We start from the raw sequence: 19,333 nt of genomic DNA on the forward strand, positions 1-19,333 counted from the left end.
ACACTTCTTCGTCTTGACGTCCTGCACGACGCAGAATTCGTCGGCCGCGCGGCGCTTATTCTCGTGAGGAGGACAAAGATGAAGAAGCTGCTCCTGCTATCCGCCGCGGCGGTTCTGATCTCGACCAGTGCGTTTGCGCAATCCACCGTGGTGACAACCACCGGAACCGGTCACGAGGCAGCTGTTCAGATCGAGCCGCAATACCGGACCAGGATCAAATCCTACGTCACCGAACATCACCTTCGTCCGGTCACGACAAAGGAAAAGATCATCGTCGGCGCGACCGTGCCGACCGACGTCGAGCTGGAGGCCGTGCCGTCCGATTGGAGCGCGGACATCCCGAACTGCGCTGCAACATCGCGTTTCCGAACCGCTCGCCATCTGCGAAAAACATGGCGCCGCGCAAGTCCCGCACGTATGGTCTGCCCAAAATCATAATCCGGCGCCGCTGCGCCGGAACCGGGACGCCCGCGTTTGTCAAAGCTCACCCTGCCGGTCCGGCTCGCTCTTCTGGTGACGGGAACGATGTTGCCGCTGATCGTCTTTGCGGTTGGCATTGTATTCTACAATTACAAACAGGATCGAAGCGACGCGACCCGCCGGGTGCTGGAGAACGTGCGTAGCATGCGCCTCGTGCTCGACTCCGAGGTGCAGCGGATGACCGGCGGCTTGCAAGTCCTTGCACTGACGAATTCGCTGCGTAACGACGACTTCCAGAACTTCCGCCGCATCGCGCTCGGCTTCGTCGACCAATATGGCAAGGGCGGGTTGGTGCTGATCTCCGATCGCAAGGGCCGGTTGCTGTTCTCCTCCGCAACGGAAGACACCGCAAGCCTGCCGCCACGCGGCCATCTCGAGATCATCGAAAAGGTATTTGCGACCAGGTCGCCGCAATATTCCGACCTGTTCACCGGCGCGATCAACGGGCGGCAGGTGCTCACCGTCGAGGTTCCGGTGTTCCGCGACGGCGAGGTGATCTACGACCTCTGCTTCAGCCCGCCGATCAGCATTTTTCAGGAGCTGGTGGAGAAGCAACGGCCCGACCCGCTCTGGACCGTGACTCTGCTCGATACCAAGGGCATCGTGTTTGCGCGCGCGCCGAACCCCAGCGAGACCTTTGGCAAGCGCGCCTCGCCCTCGCTTTATGCCGAGATGTTCCGCCGCAGCGAGGCATCGCTTCCGACGGTGTCGCTCGACGGCGTCGCTCTGGCCGCAGCCTACACACGATCGCGGCTGACGGGCTGGACGATCGCCGCCGGCGTCGACGAAAGCTCGCTGATCGCGCCGCTCTGGCGCAACATCGCAATCACCAGCCTGATCGGCGGCATCCTGCTGCTGACCGGCCTGACCTTCGCGGTCAGGATGGCGACCACGATCGCGCGCGGCGAGATGCTGCACAATCTCCTGATCGATGAGCTCAACCATCGCGTCAAGAACACGCTGGCCTTGATGCAGGCGATCGCCGTGCAGACCTTCCGCAGCGCCAGCCGGGACGAGCGGATGAAGTTCGAGGGACGGCTTGGCGCACTGGCCGAAGCACATAATTTGCTGAGCCAGGAGAAATGGGCGGGCTCCGAGCTGCGGGAGGTGATCGTCCGCGCGCTTCAGCCGTTCCTGATGAACAGTCCCGACCGCATCCGCATGGCCGGACCCGCCGTACCGCTGTCGCCGCGGCTCGCCGTCGTGCTGTCGATGATCGTGCACGAGATCGCCACCAACGCCGCGAAATATGGCGCGCTGTCCAACGAGACCGGCCGGGTGACGCTGGATTGGGAGATCATCGCCGATGCCCCGAAACCGCGGCTGCGCCTGATCTGGACCGAGATCGGCGGACCGCCGGTGACCGCGCCGGTACAGCGCGGCTTCGGCTCGCGCCTGATCGAGCGCAGCGCACGCGACCAGCTCGGCGGCGAGGCCACCGTCGACTTCCTGCCGCGCGGCGTGGTCTGCACGGTGGTCTGTACGCTGGACGAGGCGCGGTGAGCGGGAGAGCAGAACTCCCGCGGCCAGCCTGGCAGACCATCACGAGAGCCGGGGAGCCCCCCTGGGATCGGCCTTCATGGCGGCCTGTACGGCATAAGCGCCGGGTCCATAGCAGGCGATGAGAGCAAGGGCGCCGAGCAGGCCGAGATTCTTCAGGAAGTTGATGGTCTGCATGACGACCGCGGCTTCCGGCACGGCCCAGAAATTGTGGAACATCAGCGTCGCGGCGACGGTGAACGGAATCAGAGCCATCGCCGCCTGGCGCGCGAACAGCCCAAGCAGCAGGGCCATGCCGCCTCCGAGCTCGACCGCAATCGCGCCCGCGGCGAGAACGGCCCCTAACCCATCCGCTCCTCCCGGAAGCCTGCCGGCGGTCACGGCAAATGCCAGCACCTTTCCGACGCCGCTGTAGAGAAACAGCGGCGCGATCGCGACGCGCGCGAACAGGAGCACCCAGGCATCGAACTGGCCTGCGGAGTCAGTGGAACGAGTGGATATCGGCATTCGGGATCTCCTTCTAGTTTTCGTCGGGGAAAGCGGAGGGATGATCCACATCACCCCCATGGATGGATCAACGCGCCTCGTCACTCCGCGGCGGCGACATCGGCCGTCGGCAGGCGCGTTGCAGCGGCAAGACCAAGCGATCCGATCGCCAGCGCGCCGACGATCGACGCTCCGCCGATCGCCCAGAACACGGCATCCGGACCGCCGGTGGCTTGCTGGAGGAGACCGATGACATAGGGGCCGAGGATCGCTCCGACACGGCCGATGCCGAGCTCCATCCCGACGCCGCTGGCGCGGAAGCAGGTTTCGTACGAGCCGGCGGTGAAATTGTTGAGGACGTGCTGCGCGCCGATGATGCAGAAGCCGGCAATTGCGACGATGGCGAGATTGACGCCGTGGCCGCTGACGAAGACGAGCGCCAGCACCGCGATCCCGCCGCTCAGCCACCATGTCGCCAGATAGCGCGGCGTCAGCGTAAAATTGCGGTCGGCCAGCATGGCCAGCGTGAGACCGCCGATGAAGGACATCGCCTGCATCAGGGCCCCGAAGCCGAACGAGGCGGCAAAGGTCTCGCCGCGCTTCAGCATCACCGTCGGAATCCAGCTGGTGAGACCGAAGATCGCGAACAGGCTGAGGAACGCCGTGACCCAGATGGTCAGCGAGACGCGGCGATAGCGCGGACCGAGCAAGGCACCGATCGTGCTCTGCGGCGTCCCGCCGCCGGCCGCGGCGAATGTCGCAGTCTGGTAGACGGACGCCCGCTCCGGCCGCAATCGCGCAAGCAGCGCGCGCAGCTCCGGGACCCGCGACCTCGAGGCCAGAAATTGCGGGCTTTCGGGCAGGACGGCGTGCGCCACGAAGGTCAGCGGGATCGACAACGCGCCAACATAATAGAGGATCTGCCAGCCGTGTTGCGGCGTCAGGAAAACGCCGACGAGACCGGCGCAGACGCCGCCGAGCGACCAGCCCAGCGTCACGCCCCAGAGCGAGAACGTGTTGCTGACACGCTTCGGCGCAAGCTCGTTGATGAAGGTCGTGCCGAGCGGCAACAGCACGCCGAGGCCGAGCCCGGTGACGAAGCGGAGGGCGCAGTAGCTCCAAAAATCGTTCGCCAGCACGGCAGTCAGCAGCGTGAAGACGTTGACGATCCACAAGCCCGCGAGCAGCGTGCCGCGCCGGCCGAAGCGATCCGCCACGCTACCGTGTCCGATTGCGCCGAACAGGAATCCGACGAGACCCGAGCTTACCAAAAACCCCGCCTGGCTTGGTGCGAGCCCCCAGGGCTGGACCACGTAATGGATGACATAGGCCGGATTGAAGGTGTCATAGCCGTCGAACAGCGTGATGAGCGTGATGAGAATGCCGAGCAGCTTGTGGAACGGGCCGATCGGAGCGGCGGACAATTCCTCATGCACGTCGATTTCGGACGAGATGCTCACGGGGTTCCTCCATGGAAATTGATGAATTGCTCTGCTCTGCGGCAGATTGAATTGAGGCCTTGCCGAGCCCGAACAGGGCGCACGCGTTGTCGCGGCCGATCTTGATGCGGTCGCCTTCGGAGATGGCAGCCGTGTCAAACCAGTCGGCGGCGTGGTCGATGTTCTCGAATGGCCAGTCGGCGGAGAAGAGGATGCGGTCGGCGCCGATTTCGAGCATCGCGTCGATCAGCGCCTGGGTGCGGAAATTGCCCGACGTGGTGATGTAGAAATTTTCCCTGAAGTAGTCGGCGATCTTGCGCCGTGCGGGATAGACGTTCTGCGCCCGCATCCACTTGTTGTGGTTATCGACGCGCCACATCGAATAGGGCAGCCCCTCCCCCATGTGGCCGAGGATGATCTGGAGCCGCGGGTGCGCGTCGAACAGGCCGGATCCCATCAGGCGCAACGCATGCACCGCGGTCTCCTGCCCGAACGCCCAGGTCGGGCCGAGCAGCCAGCGATGGCCCTCGTAGATGGCCGCGTCCTTCGGCAACGGATTGCGCGGATGCAGGTAGAAGGGAACGCCGAGACGCTCGACCTCCGACCAGAACGGCCAGAACTCCTTGCGATCGTAATAGATGGCCTGATCGACACCGGCGAGCTCGCTGAAACCGTTGACGAGCGCGCCGCGAAAGCGAAGCGCGCTGACGCAGCGATCGAGTTCGCTTGCCGCCGCCTCGGGATCCTGCATCGGCAGCGCCGCGAGGCCGCGGAAGCGGTCAGGCCGTCTTGCGACCTGCTCCGCCAGAAAGTCGTTAGCGCGGCGCGACAGGTCCAGCGCCCGGTTGCGGTCGGGAATGGCCTGCACGGCGGGCGCGTTCAGCGACAGCAGCATCATCTCGATGCCGTGGGCGTCCATCTCCGCGAGCCGGCGATCGTGGATGTCGAGCAGCCGGGCCTTCAGCTCGACCCAGTCCTCGGTCGGCGCGAAGCCCGCGCTGTCCTGGACGGTCTCGTCCATCGCGAAATGCTCCTCGAGCGCAATCTTTCCCTGCATGGCGTCGTTCCTTCGGCTCCGCTTTCGGCGTTGACAAAGCAAAGCGCCTGATCCAGATACTTGTCAATGAGAAAGTTGTATTTGCAAATGATTGATATGCAAATATTGCACATGCGAAGGTTGACGCTTATTCCGGGCGGAGCTCTCCCGCCAGGACCCAAGCCCGGACCTAAACTCATGTACCGATTTTCGAATTCGCTCCCCTATCTGCTCGCCCGGCTGGGCGTGCGCATGGGCGACCTCTTCGCGCGCGTGATCCGTCACGAGAAGTTGACGCTTCCGATGTACCGCGTGCTGGCCGCTCTATCCGAGCAGGGTCACCCGCTGCGTCTCGGCGAAATCGCCGAGCTGACATCGGCCGACGTGTCTACCTTGTCGCGCATCGTCGCGGAGATGAGCCGTGCGGGCCTGTTGACGCGCGACCGTCCCGAAAACGACCAGCGCAGCCTCCAGGTCGTCCTGACGCCCAAGGGCACCGAGTTGGCGGGAAGGCTGATGCCGCTCGCCGCCTATTATGAAGAAGTCGTCACCGGCAGCATGTCCGCCAAGGAAGCGGCGGAGCTCAAGCGCGTGCTGGTCGAGCTCTACAAGAACATCGACCGGCTCGAGCAGGAAGTCGAAGCCGGATCGATCAAGGTCCCGCCGCCCGCGCGGCCGAAAGAAATCCGCGACGAGCGGCCCGAGGCGAAAGCCAGGACGAGCCAGCCGCGCGGCAGGACATCTAGAAAATAGGGAAACCAAGGAGAGGCCATGCGACAGGATCCCATCATCATTGCAGGCGGCGGCATCGGCGGGCTCGCAGCCGCGATCGCGCTGGCGCAGAAGGGTTTCCAGGTCACGGTCCTCGAGCGCGCGTCGCGCTACCAGGAGATTGGCGCCGGCATTCAGCTCGGTCCCAACGCATTTCACGCCTTCGATCGTCTCGGGCTCGGCGATGCCGCGCGCGCGATTGCCGTCTTCATCGACAAGCTCCGCCTGATGGACGCGATCTCGGCGGAGGAGATCACCCATGTCGATCTCGCCAGCTATTTCCGTAGGCGCTTCGGCAATCCCTACGCGGTGGTCCATCGTGGCGACCTGCACGGCATCTTCGTCCGCGCCTGCGAGGCGCATCCCAATGTCACGCTGCGAACCGACTGCGACGTAGTCGCCTATGAGCAGAACGGCACAGAGGCCTCGGCAGCGCTCAAGTCCAGCGAGCGCGTCACCGGGTGTCTGCTGATCGGCGCGGACGGGCTTCGCTCCCGCATTCGCCAGCAGATGGTCGGCGACGGCGCGCCGCGCATTGCCGGCCACACCACCTATCGCTCGGTCATCCCGACCGAACAGATGCCCGAGGATCTGCGCTGGAACGCGGCGACGCTGTGGGCCGGCGCGAAGTGCCACCTCGTGCACTACCCGCTTTCGGGCTGGAAGGTGTTCAACCTCGCGATCACCTGCCACAACGACCCCGCCGAGGCCTTCGCGGCGAGGCCCGTGACCCACGAAGAAGTCCTCGCAGGTTTTCCGGATGTGCATCCGCGCGCAAAGGCGATCATTCATCACGGAAGGGACTGGAAGGCGTGGGTGACCTGCGACCGCGATCCCACCGAACGCTGGATCGACGGCCGCGTCGTTCTGCTGGGCGATGCCGCGCATCCGATGCTGCAATATTTCGCGCAAGGCGCCTGCATGGCGCTGGAGGACGCGGTTTGTCTCGCTGATGCGCTCGACGAGACGCAGGACGACATCGCGCATGCGCTCGATCGCTACAGGAATGCCCGCCTGCTGCGCACCGCGCGCGTCCAGCTCCAGGCCCGGGAGCTCGGCACTCACGTCTATCACCCGGCCGGCGTCCATGCGCTGCTGCGCAATCAGCTGATGCGCGAGACCAGCCTGGAGCGCTTCTGCGAGAATCTCGCCTGGCTCTATGAGGACCCGTTCTCCGAGCGGCCGTCAGATGCGGCACGGCGAGTCGCGCAGTCCTGAGCCGATGTGGCTTACCCGGCCGGGCTTGGCTCTATCCGAACGTCTGCAGCGCCGGGAACGTCTCCAGCAGCCAGATGCTCACATTCGAGACCGCGCCGGTGAGAAAGCCGATGCCGGTGATCACCATCAGGACGCCCATGGCGCGCTCGACATTGACGAGATGGCCCTTCATGCGCGCGAACAGCGCGGAGAACTGCTCGATCATCAGCGCGGCGATCAGGAAGGGAATGCCGAGACCGGCCGAATAGACCGCAAGCAGGCCCGCGCCCTTCGCCACCGTGGCCTCAGCGGCGGCGATCGACAGGATCGCGGCGAGGATCGGGCCGATGCAGGGCGTCCAGCCGAAGGCGAAGGCGAGCCCCATGATATAGGCGCCCCACAGGCCGACCGGCTTGGGGATCGGCAGCCGTCCCTCGCGCATCAACAGGCCGATGCGGGTCAGTCCGAGGAAGTGCAGGCCCATGATGATGATGACGATGCCGGCGAGGATCGACAGCTCCGCCGACCAGGCACGGATCAGCCCGCCGATCAGCGAGGCGCTGGCGCCGAGGGCGACGAACACCGTGGAGAAGCCGAGCACGAACAGGAGCGCCGACATCATGATCGCGCGCTTGGAGGCCGAGCCCGGCTCGTCGCTCTCGACATGCTCGATCGTGGCGCCCGTCAGGTAGATCAGATAGGGCGGGACCAGGGGCAGGACGCAGGGCGAGAGGAAGCTGACGAGGCCGGCAATCAGCGCCGCCGGGATCGAAACATTTTGCATGATGCCGTCTGAGCCATCTCAGGCACCGGTGCGACGCGCCGGGAATGCGCGTGGCCAGGAGCCGAACCGGCTCTGGTGTAACCGATGCCGGAGAATGCGCAACAGAGGCGCACCAAACCAGGGCTCCTCCCGATGCCGCCTGCGATCACAGGTGCGGCATCGGGACGCGCACAAACCTCGCCAAAAAGCGAGATTCGGCGGCGTGGCTACTTCACCACGCGGAGCAGCGGACGCCGGGGCTGGTCCTGCGTCTGCTTGGAAGGGGACGGCGGCTCGCTCGCAGCGCTCCGCAACATTTCGTCGCACAGTGCCTTGAGTTCGGCACTGTCAATTCCTTTGAGTTTCATCCTGACGTCGAGGATGACAATCGACAGCAGCTCGGCCGACTCACGGCTGTCGCACGCGTTGAGAACCCTGCGGCACCCCTCGAGCGTTTCCAGCACCGACTGCAATTGTTCGTCTGAATGCGACACCGGCGTTCTTTCCGTTAATTCGGCCTGCGAGACGTGTTGGTGACGACCCCTTCGGCCCCCATGGAATACGGAGGATAGCACGAGGCCACAGCGCCTCTGAACCTGATTTCAGTGGGTTTCTGCCGCGGAACAGCGGTTCTGGCTAACTTCGCCGCGCTGCGCCGTTGGCCGCGATCGAAGCAGTCCGAGAGCAAACGCCCGGCCCGCTGTGATTGATCCATTGAAGGAGACGGCGCCGGCTTTCGCGCAAGCACATTCATTACGGACAGCGCCTGCAATCCCGCAGCCATTTCACGGCTCGCAACGGAACTCACGCCACACCCCTCATCCGGGCGATGGTCCGCCCGATTCCCAGCCTTGGCAGCATTCAGATACCACCCACGACGTAGTAAGGATGACGTTCAAAACTCATCATCCCCCAACTCGCAGTAGTTGTGGTTTGCGCCAGATTCTGCCAGTTTAGCCACCCGAAGGAAATTGTATGCACTCCTTGGCGGAAAGGGGCGTTCCTGTGGCGGAACGCCCAAAGACAAATCTCAGCGGCCTCTCTGATTGGGATGCCGCTCGCATATTCCTTGAAGTCGTCCGATCCGGAAGTTTCCGATCGGCGGCTGAGCGCCTGTCGCTGTCGATCAACGCCGTGCGCCGGCGAATCGACGATTTCGAACGCCAGACCGGCACCACACTGTTCACGCGTGACGTCCACGGCACCCATCTGACCGATGAAGGCGCGCTGGTGGTCTCCGCCGTCGAGCGCATGGAGGCCGCCACCTTCGACGTGCTGCGCGCCAGCGATTCGATGGCCAACGCCCTGTCCGGCGAGGTGCGCGTCGCCGTCACCGAGGGGCTCGGCACGTTCTGGCTCGCCCCGCGCCTGGTTGAATTCCAGCAGGCCTATCCGAAGATCCTGGTCGACCTGCATTGCGCGATGCGCTCGGCCGACGTCTCGCGCCACGAGGCCGACGTCGCCATCCATCTGTCGCGTCCCTCCGCGCTCGACATCAAGCTGGTGCGGCTCGGCCGCATGCATCTGATGTTCTGGGCCTCCGAGAAATACATCGAGAAGCATGGCGCGCCGCGCACGGCGGCGGAATTGATCAAGCATCGCCTGGTGCTGCAATTCGCCGACCAGCTTGCCGCCAAAGAATCCTTCGAGAGCTTCTTCCCGGGCGTGTCGGAACGTGACCTTCTGGTCATGAAGACCAACGTCTCGAGCGCCAACTACTGGGCGGTCGCGAACGGCGCCGGCATCGGCGTCTTTCCGAGCTACGCCATTGCGCTTGGCGGGAAGTTGATTCCACTGGAGGTCGAGTTGAACCGACCGCTGGATATCTGGTTGTCCTACCATCCCGGTAGCGGCCGTATTCCGCGCGTGCGGCACATGATTGATTGGCTGATCGAAGCTTTCAGTCCGGCTCGCTTCCCGTGGTTTAAGGAAGAGTTCGTGCATCCGCATGAATTCAAGGACTCGTATATGGGCGAACCCCTGACCCAGCTCTTCGGGGGATTTTCAACCGAAGAACAAAGGTGAAAACGAAGATGAAAGCAGCGGCGAAAAGAATGAAGCAGCGCAGCGCTGGCAAGCCGGACATCGAGCTTGGCAAGCGGATTCGTCTGCGGCGCGTCGAGATGAAGATCTCGCAGGCCGAGCTCGGCGAGAAGCTTGGCGTCAGCTTCCAGCAGGTCCAGAAATACGAGAAGGGCGTCAATCGCGTCGGCGCGGCTCGTCTGCAGCAGATCGCTTCCGCCCTCGACGTGCCCGTGACCTTCTTCTACGACGGTGACAACAAGGCGCGCGAAGTCGAGAGCTTGCTGTTCCTCGATTCGGCCTTCAGCCTCCGCCTGCTGCGCGCCTACAGCAAGATCAAGGACCAGACCGTGCAGCGTCAGCTGGTCTCGCTGATGGAATCGATCGCGGCGAACGAGAGCTGAGACCGGTCGACGGTCTGGCCTTTACGGCCGATCTTCAATCCGCCGCGTCGCGGGGACGCGGCCGGATTGAACGATCATATTCCGGCTCGCGCGCTTGCGCGCGGCCTTTGCGGGGCGGCACGACCGCCCCTTTTCTTTGCACGCGCGACACTCGGGACGACGCGCCATGCAATCCCGGTACAGGCGGATGCAGACTCGCCCACCCTGCCGCGGTTGACCCCGGAAGCGCCACCGCAGCACATTGCCCCTCGCACATGACGAGCGAGCGCGCGATGTCCGACATATTCAGCACGACCGGTATCCCCTACGCGGGCGGCAAGATTTTCCAGCACACCACCGACGGCGTCGGCGTGATCACCTTCAACAATCCCGACAAGCGCAACGCGATGTCGCTGGAGATGTGGGAGGGATTTGGCGAGGCGCTGACCGCCTTGCGCGACGACGAGACGGTGCGCGTCGTGGTCCTGCGCGGAGCCGGCGGTAAGGCCTTCGTCTCCGGCGCCGACATCAGCCAGTTCGAGAAGACCCGGCACAACGCGGCGGCCTCCGAGGAATATGCCAGGCGCAGCGCCGCCCAGCGCGCACTGCTCGCAGACTATCCCAAGCCGACGATTGCCTGCATCGAGGGTTTTTGCCTCGGCGGCGGCATGCAGGTCGCGATGCTCGCCGACATCCGCATCGCCGCACACGGCAGCCAGTTCGGCATTCCCGCGGCCAAGCTCGGCATCGCCTATGGCTTTGACGGCCTCCGCCACCTGGTGTCGCTGGTCGGCCCGTCCTGGGCGCGGCTCCTGATGTACACGGGCATGCGCATCGATTCCGCCGAAGCGCTGCGCATTGGCCTTATCGAGCGCGTGTTCCCGGTCGACGAGCTCTGGGGCGAGACCATGACGATTGCCGAGACGATCTCGCAGAACGCCCCGCTCGCGATCAAGGCCGCCAAGATCACCATCGCACAGGTGCTGAAGGATGAGAGCAAGCGCGACATGGATGCGATCAAGGCGATCGGCAACGCCTGCATGGATTCCCGGGATTTTCGCGAGGGCCGGCAGGCCTTCATGGAAAAGCGCAAACCGCAGTTCCAGGGGCGTTGAAGCTGAACCGACGTTCACGAAGATTAAATTCCTCGTGCAACTCCGCGCGGTTGCAACCAGTTGATCTGACGAAAGTTCTCCCGTCACAACGAGGGAGATCGCGATGACACTGAAATCTGCTGTTCTTGCTCTGGTTGCCATCGGCGGTGTGACGCTCGCGGCGGGCGAGGCGCTCGCGGCCATGCCGAATGGCATCCCGCAGGCGGACAAGATTGCAAGCGGTCCGGCCGCTGACGTCGATCAGGTGCGCTGGGTATGCAACCCCTGGGGCCGCTGCTTCTGGCGTCCGAACTATTACGGCGCCTACGGCTATTACGGCGGCCCGCGACGCTTCTACGGCCCGCGCCCGTGGGGCTGGGGCCATCGCCACCATCATTGGCGCCGCTGGTGAACGACAAAGGGGCCGCGAGGCCCCTTTTTCTTTTGAGATGAACTGGCGCCGCGACTCGGCTGCTTCTCAGAGCGCCCCTAGCACCGCCTTCGTGATATCGGCGGTGCCGTTGTTGCCGCCGAACTCCATCGGCTTGATGCCGCCGGCATAGATCTGATCCACTGCACGCTCGATCGTCTCGCCGGCTTCCGCCGCGCTCTCGACGCCGTGCTTGTCGGCGAGCCAGTCCAGCATCATCGCCGCCGACAGGATCATGCCGGTGGGATTGGCCTTGCCCTGCCCCATGATGTCGGGCGCGGTGCCGTGGCAGGGCTGGAACACGGCATATTTGTCGCCGATGTCCGCCGACGGCGCCATGCCGAGGCCGCCGATCAGGCTCGCAGTAATGTCGGAGACGATGTCGCCGAACATGTTCTCCATCACCATCACGTCGAAATCCCAGGGACGCTTCACCAGCATCGCCGAGCAGGCATCGACATAGAGGCGATCGGTCTTCACATCGGGATGCTTCTTGGCGATCTCGTCGAAAATGCCGCGAAAGAACGCGAACGCCTTGAACACGTTCGCCTTGTCGACGCAGGCAAGCGCGCCGGGCTTGCCGCGCGCCTTGCGCCGCTCGGCGAGGCGAAACGAGAAGTCGAACAGGCGCTCGGAGGTCCTGCGCGTGATCACCATGGTCTCGCGCGCGTCCTCATGGGTGACGACACCCTTGCCCATCGAGGCGAACAGGCCTTCGGTCGATTCCCGGATCACGACGAGATCGATGCCGCGCGCATCAGCGCCGACGATCGGGCTCGGCACGCCCGGAATGAGGCGCGCCGGCCGCACGCCGGCATAGAGATCGAAGATGAAGCGCAGCTCGATCTGCGGCGCGATCTCGGTATTGTCGGGGTAGCGCACCGACGGCAGGCCGCAGGCGCCGAGCAGGATCGCATCCGCCTCCTCGCACAGCTTGATGGTCGAGTCAGGCATCGACTTGCCGGTGGCACGATAATTGTTGGCGCCGGCGGGTGCCTCGGTGAAGCGAAAGCGCAAATCCGATTTCTGCTCGATCTTGCGCAGCACCTCGAGGGCCGGCGCCATGACTTCGGGACCGATGCCGTCACCGGCGAGCACGGCAATGTGGAAGGCGTTGTTTGCGGACATTTAGGGCCTCAAGGAAAGGAGCTAGCCAAGTCGTCATTGCGAGCGAAGCGAAGCAATCCAGAAATCCATCCGCAGAGGCAGTCTGGATTGCTTCGTCGCCTTCGCTCCTCGCAATGACGGAGGAGAGAGTGTTCACTACGGCGTCAGCACTGTGCGCCCGACCACCGCGCCCTGCTGCAATTGCACCAGCGCGTCGTTGGCCTTGGCGAGCGGTGCCGTCGTCACCGGGATCGGCGGCACCTTCTTGGTGCGGACGAGATCGAGCAATTCCTGCGTCTCGCGCAGGTTTCCGACATAGCTGCCTTGAATCGTCACTGCCTTGATCGGAATCAGGGGCAGCGCCCAGGTCGCCCCGCCGCCGAACAGGCCAACGATCACGAGCTTGCCGCCCTTGGTCAGGCAGTCGAATCCAAGCTGCGTCGTCGCGGCATTGCCGACGAGGTCGATCACGGCGCGGATCGGCCCGCCCGCCTTCTTGGCAAGCTGCTCCAGCGCATCCGGCGCCTTGGGGTCGACGGTGGCGAGCGCGCCGGCCTTCTCCGCCGCCTCACGCTTCCTGGCATCGATATCGACCATGATCGCGCCCTTGCCGCCCATCGCCTTCAGCAGCGACAGCGCCATCAGGCCAAGCCCGCCCGCGCCGAACATCACGATCGGGGTGTCGAAATGCTGCTCGACCTTCTTGAGCGCGCTGTAGGTGGTGACGCCCGAGCAGGCATAGGGCGCGGTCGTCGCGGGGTCGAGCCCTTTCAGATTGAGCAGGTAGCGCGGATGCGGCACCAGCATGTGATCGGAATAGCCGCCGTCGCAATAGACGCCGAGCGAACGCGGCGTCAGGCACATGTTCTCGTCACCGGCCAGGCACGTCGCGCATTTGCCGCAGCCGATCCAGGGATAGACCAGGCCGACTTCGCCGAGCTTGAGGTCGCCCTGGTCGGTCGGTTTCACGTCGGGGCCGAAGGCCAGGATTTCGCCGACCGTCTCGTGACCCATGGTCAGCGGCAGGTTGATGCCGCGGTCCTTCAGCGACAGCGGCTTGCGGCCGTGGCCGAGATCGTAGCCGCCCTCCCAGATGTGGAGGTCGCTGTGGCAGACGCCGGCGGCCTTCACCTTGATCAGCACCTGCGTGCCCGACGGCTGCGGCGTCGCCTCGTCGAACTCCTGCAGCGGCGCCTTGAAATCGGCAACCTTGAAACTCTTCATCGGCGTTCTCCCGCATTCTTCTTGTCGCCGCGCCACCATGCCATGGTCGGCAAGGCGAGACAAACCGGTCTTAGTTCAGGCCAGCGGATGATGGCAAGCCGCGAACTGGCCGGGTGCGATTTCGCGCAACTCCGGTATCTCAGCGCTGCATCGCTGGTCGGCCCGCGGGCAACGGGTGCGGAAGCGGCAGCCGGACGGCGGCGCAATCGGCGATGGTGGCTCACCCGCTGCCACACTCTCGGCGGGACGCATATCCGGATCGGGCACCGGGATCGCCTGCAACAAGAGCCCGGTATAGGGATGCGCCGGATTTGCAAACAGTTGCTCCGACGGACCGACCTCGCAAAGCCGGCCGAGATACATCACCGCGACGCGGTCGCTGACCGCTTTGACCACCGCGAGATCATGCGCGATGAACAACAGCGTCAGGCCGAAGCGCGCCTTCATCTCCTCCAGCAAATTGAGGATTTGCGCGCGAATGGAGACGTCCAGCGCCGAGACCGGCTCGTCGCAGACAATGAACTCGGGGTTGAGCACCAGCGATCGTGCGATACAGATGCGCTGGCACTGCCCGCCGGAGAACTCATGCGGCAGGCGGCCCGCGACGAGATCAGGATCGAGCCCGACCGCAGAGAGCACCTCGTAAACCCTACGCTTGCGCTCGGCGGCATCCCTGACGCCGGCGATGATCAGCGGTTCGGCCACGATGTCGCCGATGCGACGGCGCGGATTGAGCGAGGCGATCGGATCCTGAAAAATCAGTTGCACGCGGCGCCGCATCTTGCGCAGCGCCTCGCCCTCCATCACGGTCAGGTCCTCGCCGTCGAACAGCACCCGGCCGGATTTGGCGCGGCGCAATTGCAGCACGGCGCGCCCCAGCGTCGACTTGCCGCAGCCGGATTCTCCGACCAGCCCGAGCGTCTCGCCGCGCGCGACCTGGAGGCTGACGCCGGAGACGGCGTGCACCGTCTTGTTGCCGAGGCCATATTCGACGACGAGATTGTCGACGTTCAGCAGCGGCTCGACGCGCGCGGCAAGCTGCATCATGCGCCGATTCCTTCCGCCATCTGGATCGGGTGGAAGCAGGCATAGAGATGATCGGGCTTCTCAGCGCTCTTCAGGTCGGGCTTGGCCTCATGACAGCCGCTAGCGGCATAGCGGCAGCGCGGCGCAAAGGAGCAGCCCTTGAGCGGTCGTGTCGGATCGGGCGGACGTCCGGAGATCGCCGGCAGCGGCGTATGCGGCGCGGCATCCAGCTTCGGGATCGCCGCCAGCAGCGCCTCGGTGTAGGGCATGTGCATACGCTTGAACAAGGCTTGCGTCGGCGCGCGCTCCACCACCCTGCCCGCATACATCACCGCGACCTCGTCGGCCCGGCCGGCGACGACGCCGAGATCGTGGGTGATGATGATCATGGCCATGTGGCGGCGGCGCTGCTCGCGCGCGAGCAGATCGAGGATCTGCGCCTGGATGGTGACGTCGAGCGCCGTGGTCGGCTCGTCCGCAATCAAGAGCTTCGGCTCGCAGGACAGCGCGATCGCAATCGCAATGCGCTGGCGCATGCCGCCGGAACATTGATGCGGATATTGCGCGAGCCGCTGCTCCGGCGCGGGAATGCCGACGGCCGCCAGCAGCTCGACGCTGCGCTTCCGCGCCGCGGAGACGTCAAGCTCGAGATGCTCCTGGATCGTCTCCATCAGCTGCGTGCCGATGGTCAGCACCGGGTTGAGCGAGGTCATGGGGTCCTGGAACACGACTGCGAGATCGCGCCCGCGCAAGCGACGCAAGCGTTCCGCATCGAGTCGCACCAGGTCCTGGCCGTCGAACATCACGCGTCCCGTGAGCCTTGCTTTTTTCGGCAGCAGTTGAAGCACCGCGCGCGACAGCATGGTCTTGCCGCAACCGGATTCGCCGACGATCCCGAGCGTGCGGCCCGCCTCCAGCGACAGGTCGACATGATCCACGGCGCGCAGATTGCCGCGCGGCGTCGGTAGCTCGACTGCAACGTCCTCGATGGTCAGCAGCGCAGCGCTCACAGCGCCCCCTGACGCGGGTCGGTCAGTGCCCGCAAGGTGTCGCCGACCAGATTGAAGGCCAGCACGGTGAGGAACAGTCCGGCCGCCGGCAGGAACGCCAGCCGCGGCGCGACGTCGAGGCTGTCGCGCCCCTCGCCGATCATGCTGCCCCAGCTCGCCATCGGCGGTGGCACGCCGAGACCGAGGAAGGACAGCGCACCCTCGACCACGATGGTGACGGCGACGCCGAGCAGGAAGAAGGCCAGCAGCGGCAGGATCACGTTCGGCAACAGCTCGCGCATGAGGATGCGCGCATGGCTGGCACCTAATGCCTCGGCCGCGATCACGAATTCGCGGCGAGCCAAGCTCAGCGTCGCCGCGCGCGCCACGCGCATAAACGCGGGAATGCCGAGCACACCGAGAATCAAGGTGAGGTTGGGGACGGACTGGCCGAGATAGGCGGTCACGGCGAGCGCGAAGATCAGCGGCGGAAAGGCGAGCAGCACGTCCATGCTGCCGACCACCAGCGTCTCGAACCGACCGCGGAAGTAGCCGGCGAGCAGCCCAAGCGCGCCGCCGAGCGTAAGGCCGATCATCGGCGCGATCAGCCCGACAGTCAGCGACACCCGCGCCCCGAAAATCAGGCGGGAGAGTTCGTCGCGGCCGAGCCCATCGGTGCCGAGCCAGTGCCCGGAAGAGAACGCCGCACGGCGCTCCAGCATGTCCATGTCTACAGGGTTCTGCAGCGGCAGCACCGGCGCGAGGATTGCGAGCGTCAGGATGATCGCGAGCCAGGCACTCGCGATCCAGAACAACAGGCCGAGCCTGCGCTTGCGGCCGACCGGCACGGGCACCGCCTCGTCCTGCATCGAGAGCTCAAGCGTGGCCATGGCGGATCCTGGGGTCGAGCACGGCGTAGAGCATGTCGACGATGAAATTCACGATGACGAAGCCGCAGGCGACCAGCAGCACCACGCCCTGGAGGATGACGAGGTCGCGGGTGTAGATCGCCCCGACTAGAAGCCGGCCGATGCCCGGTAGCGCGAAGATCGATTCCACGATCAGCGTGCCGCCGAGCAGGCGGCCGATATTGATGCCTGTGACCGTCACCAGCGTCAGCGACGAGGGCTTGAGCGCATGCACGAACAGGATACGCGCGGGCTTGAGACCCTTGGCCTTGGCGAGCGCGATATAATCCTCCTGCAGGGTCGCGATCATGTCGGAGCGCAGCACCCGCATGATTCCGGGCCATTCCGCCAGTGCCAGCGTCAGTGCCGGCAGCACGAAGAAGCGTAAATTCGCCAGCGGCGCTTCGGTGAACGGCACATAGCCCGTCGCCGGCAGCCAGTGCAGTTCGACCGCGAACAGATAGATCAAGAGGATCGCCACCAGGAAGGACGGCATCGACAGCATCGCAAACGCACTGCCGGTCATGAAGCGGTCGAAGGCGCCGCCGGCGCGCGCGGCGCAGGCGATCGCGACGGGAACGCCGATCAAGAGGCCTATGAACTCAGCCATCAGCATCAATTGAAGTGAAACCGGAATGCGCTCGGCGACCGCCTGAAGCACCGTCTGCCCGGTACGGAACGAGCGGCCGAGATCGCCCTGCAAGACGTGACCGAGCCAGCTCAGGTAACGCCACCACAGCGGCTGGTCGAGCCCCATGTCCCGGCGTAGCGCCGCGACATTCTCCGGCGTCGCCTGATCGCCGAGGATGACGAGAGCGAGATCACCCGGCAGCAGCGAGGCGATCAGGAATGTCAGCAGCGAGACGGCGAGCAGCACCGGCAGCATGGCAAGCAGCCGCCGAACGACGAAGTTCAGCATCGCGCCATCATTCCAGCCAGGTCGTCGAAACGTCGATCACGCCATTGTAGATCTTCGGGAAGCCCTTCAGCTTGACGCTAGATAGCGCGTAGTAAGTATTCTGGAAGGTCCAGAACCAGATTGCCTCCTTGTTGATCAGGCGGCTGATGGCGCAGTAATCCTCGGTGCGTTGCCCAAGGTCGGCGGTGACGCGCGCGTGGTCCAGCAGCTTGTCGAGCTCGGGATTCGAGAAACCGGCCAATGCCAGCGGGCTGCCGCTGCGAAAATTCGCGTACATCTGCGGGTCGGGATCGGCGAGATCGACGATGCGCCATGGCGTCATCTGGAACTGGCGTGTAAAGGCGCGCGAGGGAATGGTGGCCTGATCGACCTGCTCGATCTCCATGCTGGCGCCGACGCGCTTCCAGAATTGCTGGAGCACCTGGCCGATCATGCGGCCGCGCGGCGTCGCGGTCACCAGCATCTTGAACTCGACCGGCTTGCCGTACTCCTTGATCAGCGCCTTGGCCTTCTCGACGTCGAACGGCAGCGCGCCGTCGTCCTTGCATTTGACCCAGGAGCCATCGCCATAGGGATTGGTCGCGGGCCGGCTCAAGCCGTTGCTGATCGCCTGCGACATTTTCGGGCGGTCGAGCGCCATCACCAGCGCCTGACGCACGCGGACATCGTCGAACGGCGCGACCTTGGTGTTGAAGGCGTAGACCTGGGCACCCGAGCCCTTGTAGGTGTGCACCGTGAGCTTGGAGTCCTTCTGCGCCCTCATGATGTTGTCGGCGTCGTTCTCGTCGTCCCAGATGATGTCGGCCTCGCCCGATTGCAGCGAGGCGGAGCGCGACTGTGCATCGGGCAGCGGCTTCAGGATGATGCGATCGAGATAGGGCCGGCCCTTGTCCCAGTAATTGGGATTCTTCTCCAGCACCATGCGGTCGCCTGCGGTCCACGATTTCAGGATGTAGGGACCAGTGCCGACGGGATTGCGATTGTAGTCGTCACCCTTGGTCTTCCACGCGGTCGGTGAATGAATGACGTTGTTGGAGCTCTGGATTGTGATCACCGCCGGCCAGTTCACCGAGGGATCGGTCAGATTGAAGACAACGGTGGTTTCGTCCGGCGCCAGCACCTCCTTGACGTTGGTGATGTAGAAGGCACAGCGGCACTTGTTGGCGGGGTCCTTCTGTCGGTCGAAATTCTCCTTGAAGGCCTGCGCATCGAACGGCGTGCCGTCGTGGAATGTCACGCCCTGGCGCAGCTTGAAGGTCCAGCTCTTGTAATCGTCGGAATGAGTCCAGGACATCGCGAGCTTTGGCGCGGCTTCGCCCTTGTCGTCGAGCGTGGTCAGCGTATCGAAGATCGCGGCGGCCGCGGTGAAGGTGGAGGTGTCGTAGACACCGACCTTGAGCGGATCGAAGCCCGCAATCTCCAGCTCCTGGCCGACTGTGATGCTGCCGCCCGGCTTCTGTGCCTGCACCGGCCCGGCCAGCGGAAGGAGGGCAAATGCCGCAACAAGGAAAATCGGCGCGTGCTTGCGCGCTGCGGCAGCGATGTTCGTCATGGTTCCT

Annotated in this window: 20 protein-coding genes; 8 read left to right on the forward strand and 12 right to left on the reverse strand. The window is 64.6% G+C overall.

The annotated features are described in order from the left end of the window. The first annotated feature begins 78 nt into the window (after nucleotides 1–78). The gene (locus GGD66_RS18375; RefSeq protein WP_018322777.1) at nucleotides 79–438 is read left to right on the forward strand and encodes a DUF1236 domain-containing protein; all 360 of its coding nucleotides are present in this window, start codon (nucleotides 79–81) and stop codon (nucleotides 436–438) included. 87 nt (nucleotides 439–525) lie between these two features. Further along, entirely contained in the window at nucleotides 526–1,983 is a 1,458-nt protein-coding gene (locus GGD66_RS18380; RefSeq protein WP_183258681.1) for a sensor histidine kinase, read from the forward strand. Nucleotides 1,984–2,022: 39 nt separating this feature from the next. Here GGD66_RS18380 and GGD66_RS18385 read toward each other — a convergent pair whose 3' ends face one another. The 3 genes from GGD66_RS18385 to GGD66_RS18395 form a co-directional block, all read right to left on the reverse strand. Further along, complete coding sequence (locus GGD66_RS18385; protein ID WP_183258569.1) at nucleotides 2,023–2,487, reverse strand: DoxX family protein; 465 nt, start codon at nucleotides 2,485–2,487, stop codon at nucleotides 2,023–2,025. Between the two features lie 80 nt (nucleotides 2,488–2,567). Next, on the reverse strand, nucleotides 2,568–3,926 hold the full coding sequence (locus tag GGD66_RS18390) for an MFS transporter (RefSeq protein WP_092259696.1): 1,359 nt from the start codon (nucleotides 3,924–3,926) through the stop codon (nucleotides 2,568–2,570). Next, entirely contained in the window at nucleotides 3,895–4,962 is a 1,068-nt protein-coding gene (locus tag GGD66_RS18395) for an amidohydrolase family protein (RefSeq protein ID WP_183258570.1), read from the reverse strand. The genes GGD66_RS18390 and GGD66_RS18395 overlap by 32 nt, the downstream gene beginning before the upstream one ends. Before the next feature lie 177 nt (nucleotides 4,963–5,139). Between GGD66_RS18395 and GGD66_RS18400 the strand changes: the two genes are divergently transcribed. Further along, the gene (locus tag GGD66_RS18400; protein ID WP_177237259.1) at nucleotides 5,140–5,694 is read left to right on the forward strand and encodes a MarR family winged helix-turn-helix transcriptional regulator; all 555 of its coding nucleotides are present in this window, start codon (nucleotides 5,140–5,142) and stop codon (nucleotides 5,692–5,694) included. Nucleotides 5,695–5,712: 18 nt separating this feature from the next. Then, a complete protein-coding gene (locus tag GGD66_RS18405) occupies nucleotides 5,713–6,930 on the forward strand; it encodes a 3-hydroxybenzoate 6-monooxygenase (protein ID WP_092259702.1) in 1,218 nt (405 codons plus the stop codon). Between the two features lie 31 nt (nucleotides 6,931–6,961). On the opposite strand, the gene GGD66_RS18410 is transcribed toward GGD66_RS18405, so the two are convergent. Then, a complete protein-coding gene (locus GGD66_RS18410) occupies nucleotides 6,962–7,693 on the reverse strand; it encodes a cytochrome c biogenesis CcdA family protein (RefSeq protein ID WP_092259704.1) in 732 nt (243 codons plus the stop codon). Nucleotides 7,694–7,899: 206 nt separating this feature from the next. Beyond that, the gene (locus tag GGD66_RS18415) at nucleotides 7,900–8,166 is read right to left on the reverse strand and encodes a hypothetical protein (RefSeq protein ID WP_018322768.1); all 267 of its coding nucleotides are present in this window, start codon (nucleotides 8,164–8,166) and stop codon (nucleotides 7,900–7,902) included. A gap of 481 nt (nucleotides 8,167–8,647) precedes the next feature. Here GGD66_RS18415 and GGD66_RS18420 point away from each other — a divergent pair, with 481 nt between their 5' ends. The 4 genes from GGD66_RS18420 (at nucleotide 8,648) to GGD66_RS18435 (ending at nucleotide 11,583) form a co-directional block, all read left to right on the forward strand. Continuing rightward, entirely contained in the window at nucleotides 8,648–9,697 is a 1,050-nt protein-coding gene (locus tag GGD66_RS18420) for a LysR family transcriptional regulator (RefSeq protein ID WP_092259708.1), read from the forward strand. A gap of 29 nt (nucleotides 9,698–9,726) precedes the next feature. After that, the gene (locus GGD66_RS18425) at nucleotides 9,727–10,098 is read left to right on the forward strand and encodes a helix-turn-helix domain-containing protein (protein ID WP_020608151.1); all 372 of its coding nucleotides are present in this window, start codon (nucleotides 9,727–9,729) and stop codon (nucleotides 10,096–10,098) included. 272 nt (nucleotides 10,099–10,370) lie between these two features. Then, nucleotides 10,371–11,192: an enoyl-CoA hydratase gene (locus GGD66_RS18430; protein WP_183258571.1), complete on the forward strand. Its 822-nt coding sequence runs from the start codon at nucleotides 10,371–10,373 to the stop codon at nucleotides 11,190–11,192. Nucleotides 11,193–11,295: 103 nt separating this feature from the next. Further along, nucleotides 11,296–11,583 (forward strand): hypothetical protein, encoded by a 288-nt coding sequence (locus GGD66_RS18435; protein WP_183258572.1) that lies wholly within the window; start codon nucleotides 11,296–11,298, stop codon nucleotides 11,581–11,583. A gap of 66 nt (nucleotides 11,584–11,649) precedes the next feature. Here the strand turns inward: GGD66_RS18435 and GGD66_RS18440 are convergent, their stop codons facing one another. The 7 genes from GGD66_RS18440 to GGD66_RS18470 all read right to left on the reverse strand — a co-directional run bounded on the left by GGD66_RS18440 (nucleotide 11,650) and on the right by GGD66_RS18470 (nucleotide 19,326). Then, nucleotides 11,650–12,729 carry an isocitrate/isopropylmalate dehydrogenase family protein gene (locus tag GGD66_RS18440; RefSeq protein WP_183258573.1) on the reverse strand — a complete coding sequence of 360 codons (1,080 nt, stop codon included), beginning with the start codon at nucleotides 12,727–12,729 and terminating at the stop codon, nucleotides 11,650–11,652. 135 nt (nucleotides 12,730–12,864) lie between these two features. Continuing rightward, a complete protein-coding gene (locus tag GGD66_RS18445; RefSeq protein ID WP_018322762.1) occupies nucleotides 12,865–13,932 on the reverse strand; it encodes an alcohol dehydrogenase in 1,068 nt (355 codons plus the stop codon). Between the two features lie 75 nt (nucleotides 13,933–14,007). Further along, nucleotides 14,008–14,979 carry an ABC transporter ATP-binding protein gene (locus tag GGD66_RS18450; protein WP_183258574.1) on the reverse strand — a complete coding sequence of 324 codons (972 nt, stop codon included), beginning with the start codon at nucleotides 14,977–14,979 and terminating at the stop codon, nucleotides 14,008–14,010. Beyond that, the gene (locus GGD66_RS18455; RefSeq protein ID WP_183258575.1) at nucleotides 14,976–15,968 is read right to left on the reverse strand and encodes an ABC transporter ATP-binding protein; all 993 of its coding nucleotides are present in this window, start codon (nucleotides 15,966–15,968) and stop codon (nucleotides 14,976–14,978) included. The genes GGD66_RS18450 and GGD66_RS18455 overlap by 4 nt, the downstream gene beginning before the upstream one ends. Then, on the reverse strand, nucleotides 15,965–16,837 hold the full coding sequence (locus GGD66_RS18460) for an ABC transporter permease (RefSeq protein ID WP_183258576.1): 873 nt from the start codon (nucleotides 16,835–16,837) through the stop codon (nucleotides 15,965–15,967). Before GGD66_RS18460 ends, GGD66_RS18455 begins: the two co-directional genes overlap by 4 nt. Then, on the reverse strand, nucleotides 16,824–17,774 hold the full coding sequence (locus GGD66_RS18465) for an ABC transporter permease (RefSeq protein ID WP_183258577.1): 951 nt from the start codon (nucleotides 17,772–17,774) through the stop codon (nucleotides 16,824–16,826). Before GGD66_RS18465 ends, GGD66_RS18460 begins: the two co-directional genes overlap by 14 nt. Nucleotides 17,775–17,781: 7 nt before the next feature. Continuing rightward, a complete protein-coding gene (locus GGD66_RS18470) occupies nucleotides 17,782–19,326 on the reverse strand; it encodes an ABC transporter substrate-binding protein (protein ID WP_183258578.1) in 1,545 nt (514 codons plus the stop codon). Nucleotides 19,327–19,333 lie beyond the last annotated feature (7 nt).

Source organism: Bradyrhizobium sp. CIR48 (assembly GCF_014198315.1).
Lineage (GTDB): Bacteria > Pseudomonadota > Alphaproteobacteria > Rhizobiales > Xanthobacteraceae > Bradyrhizobium.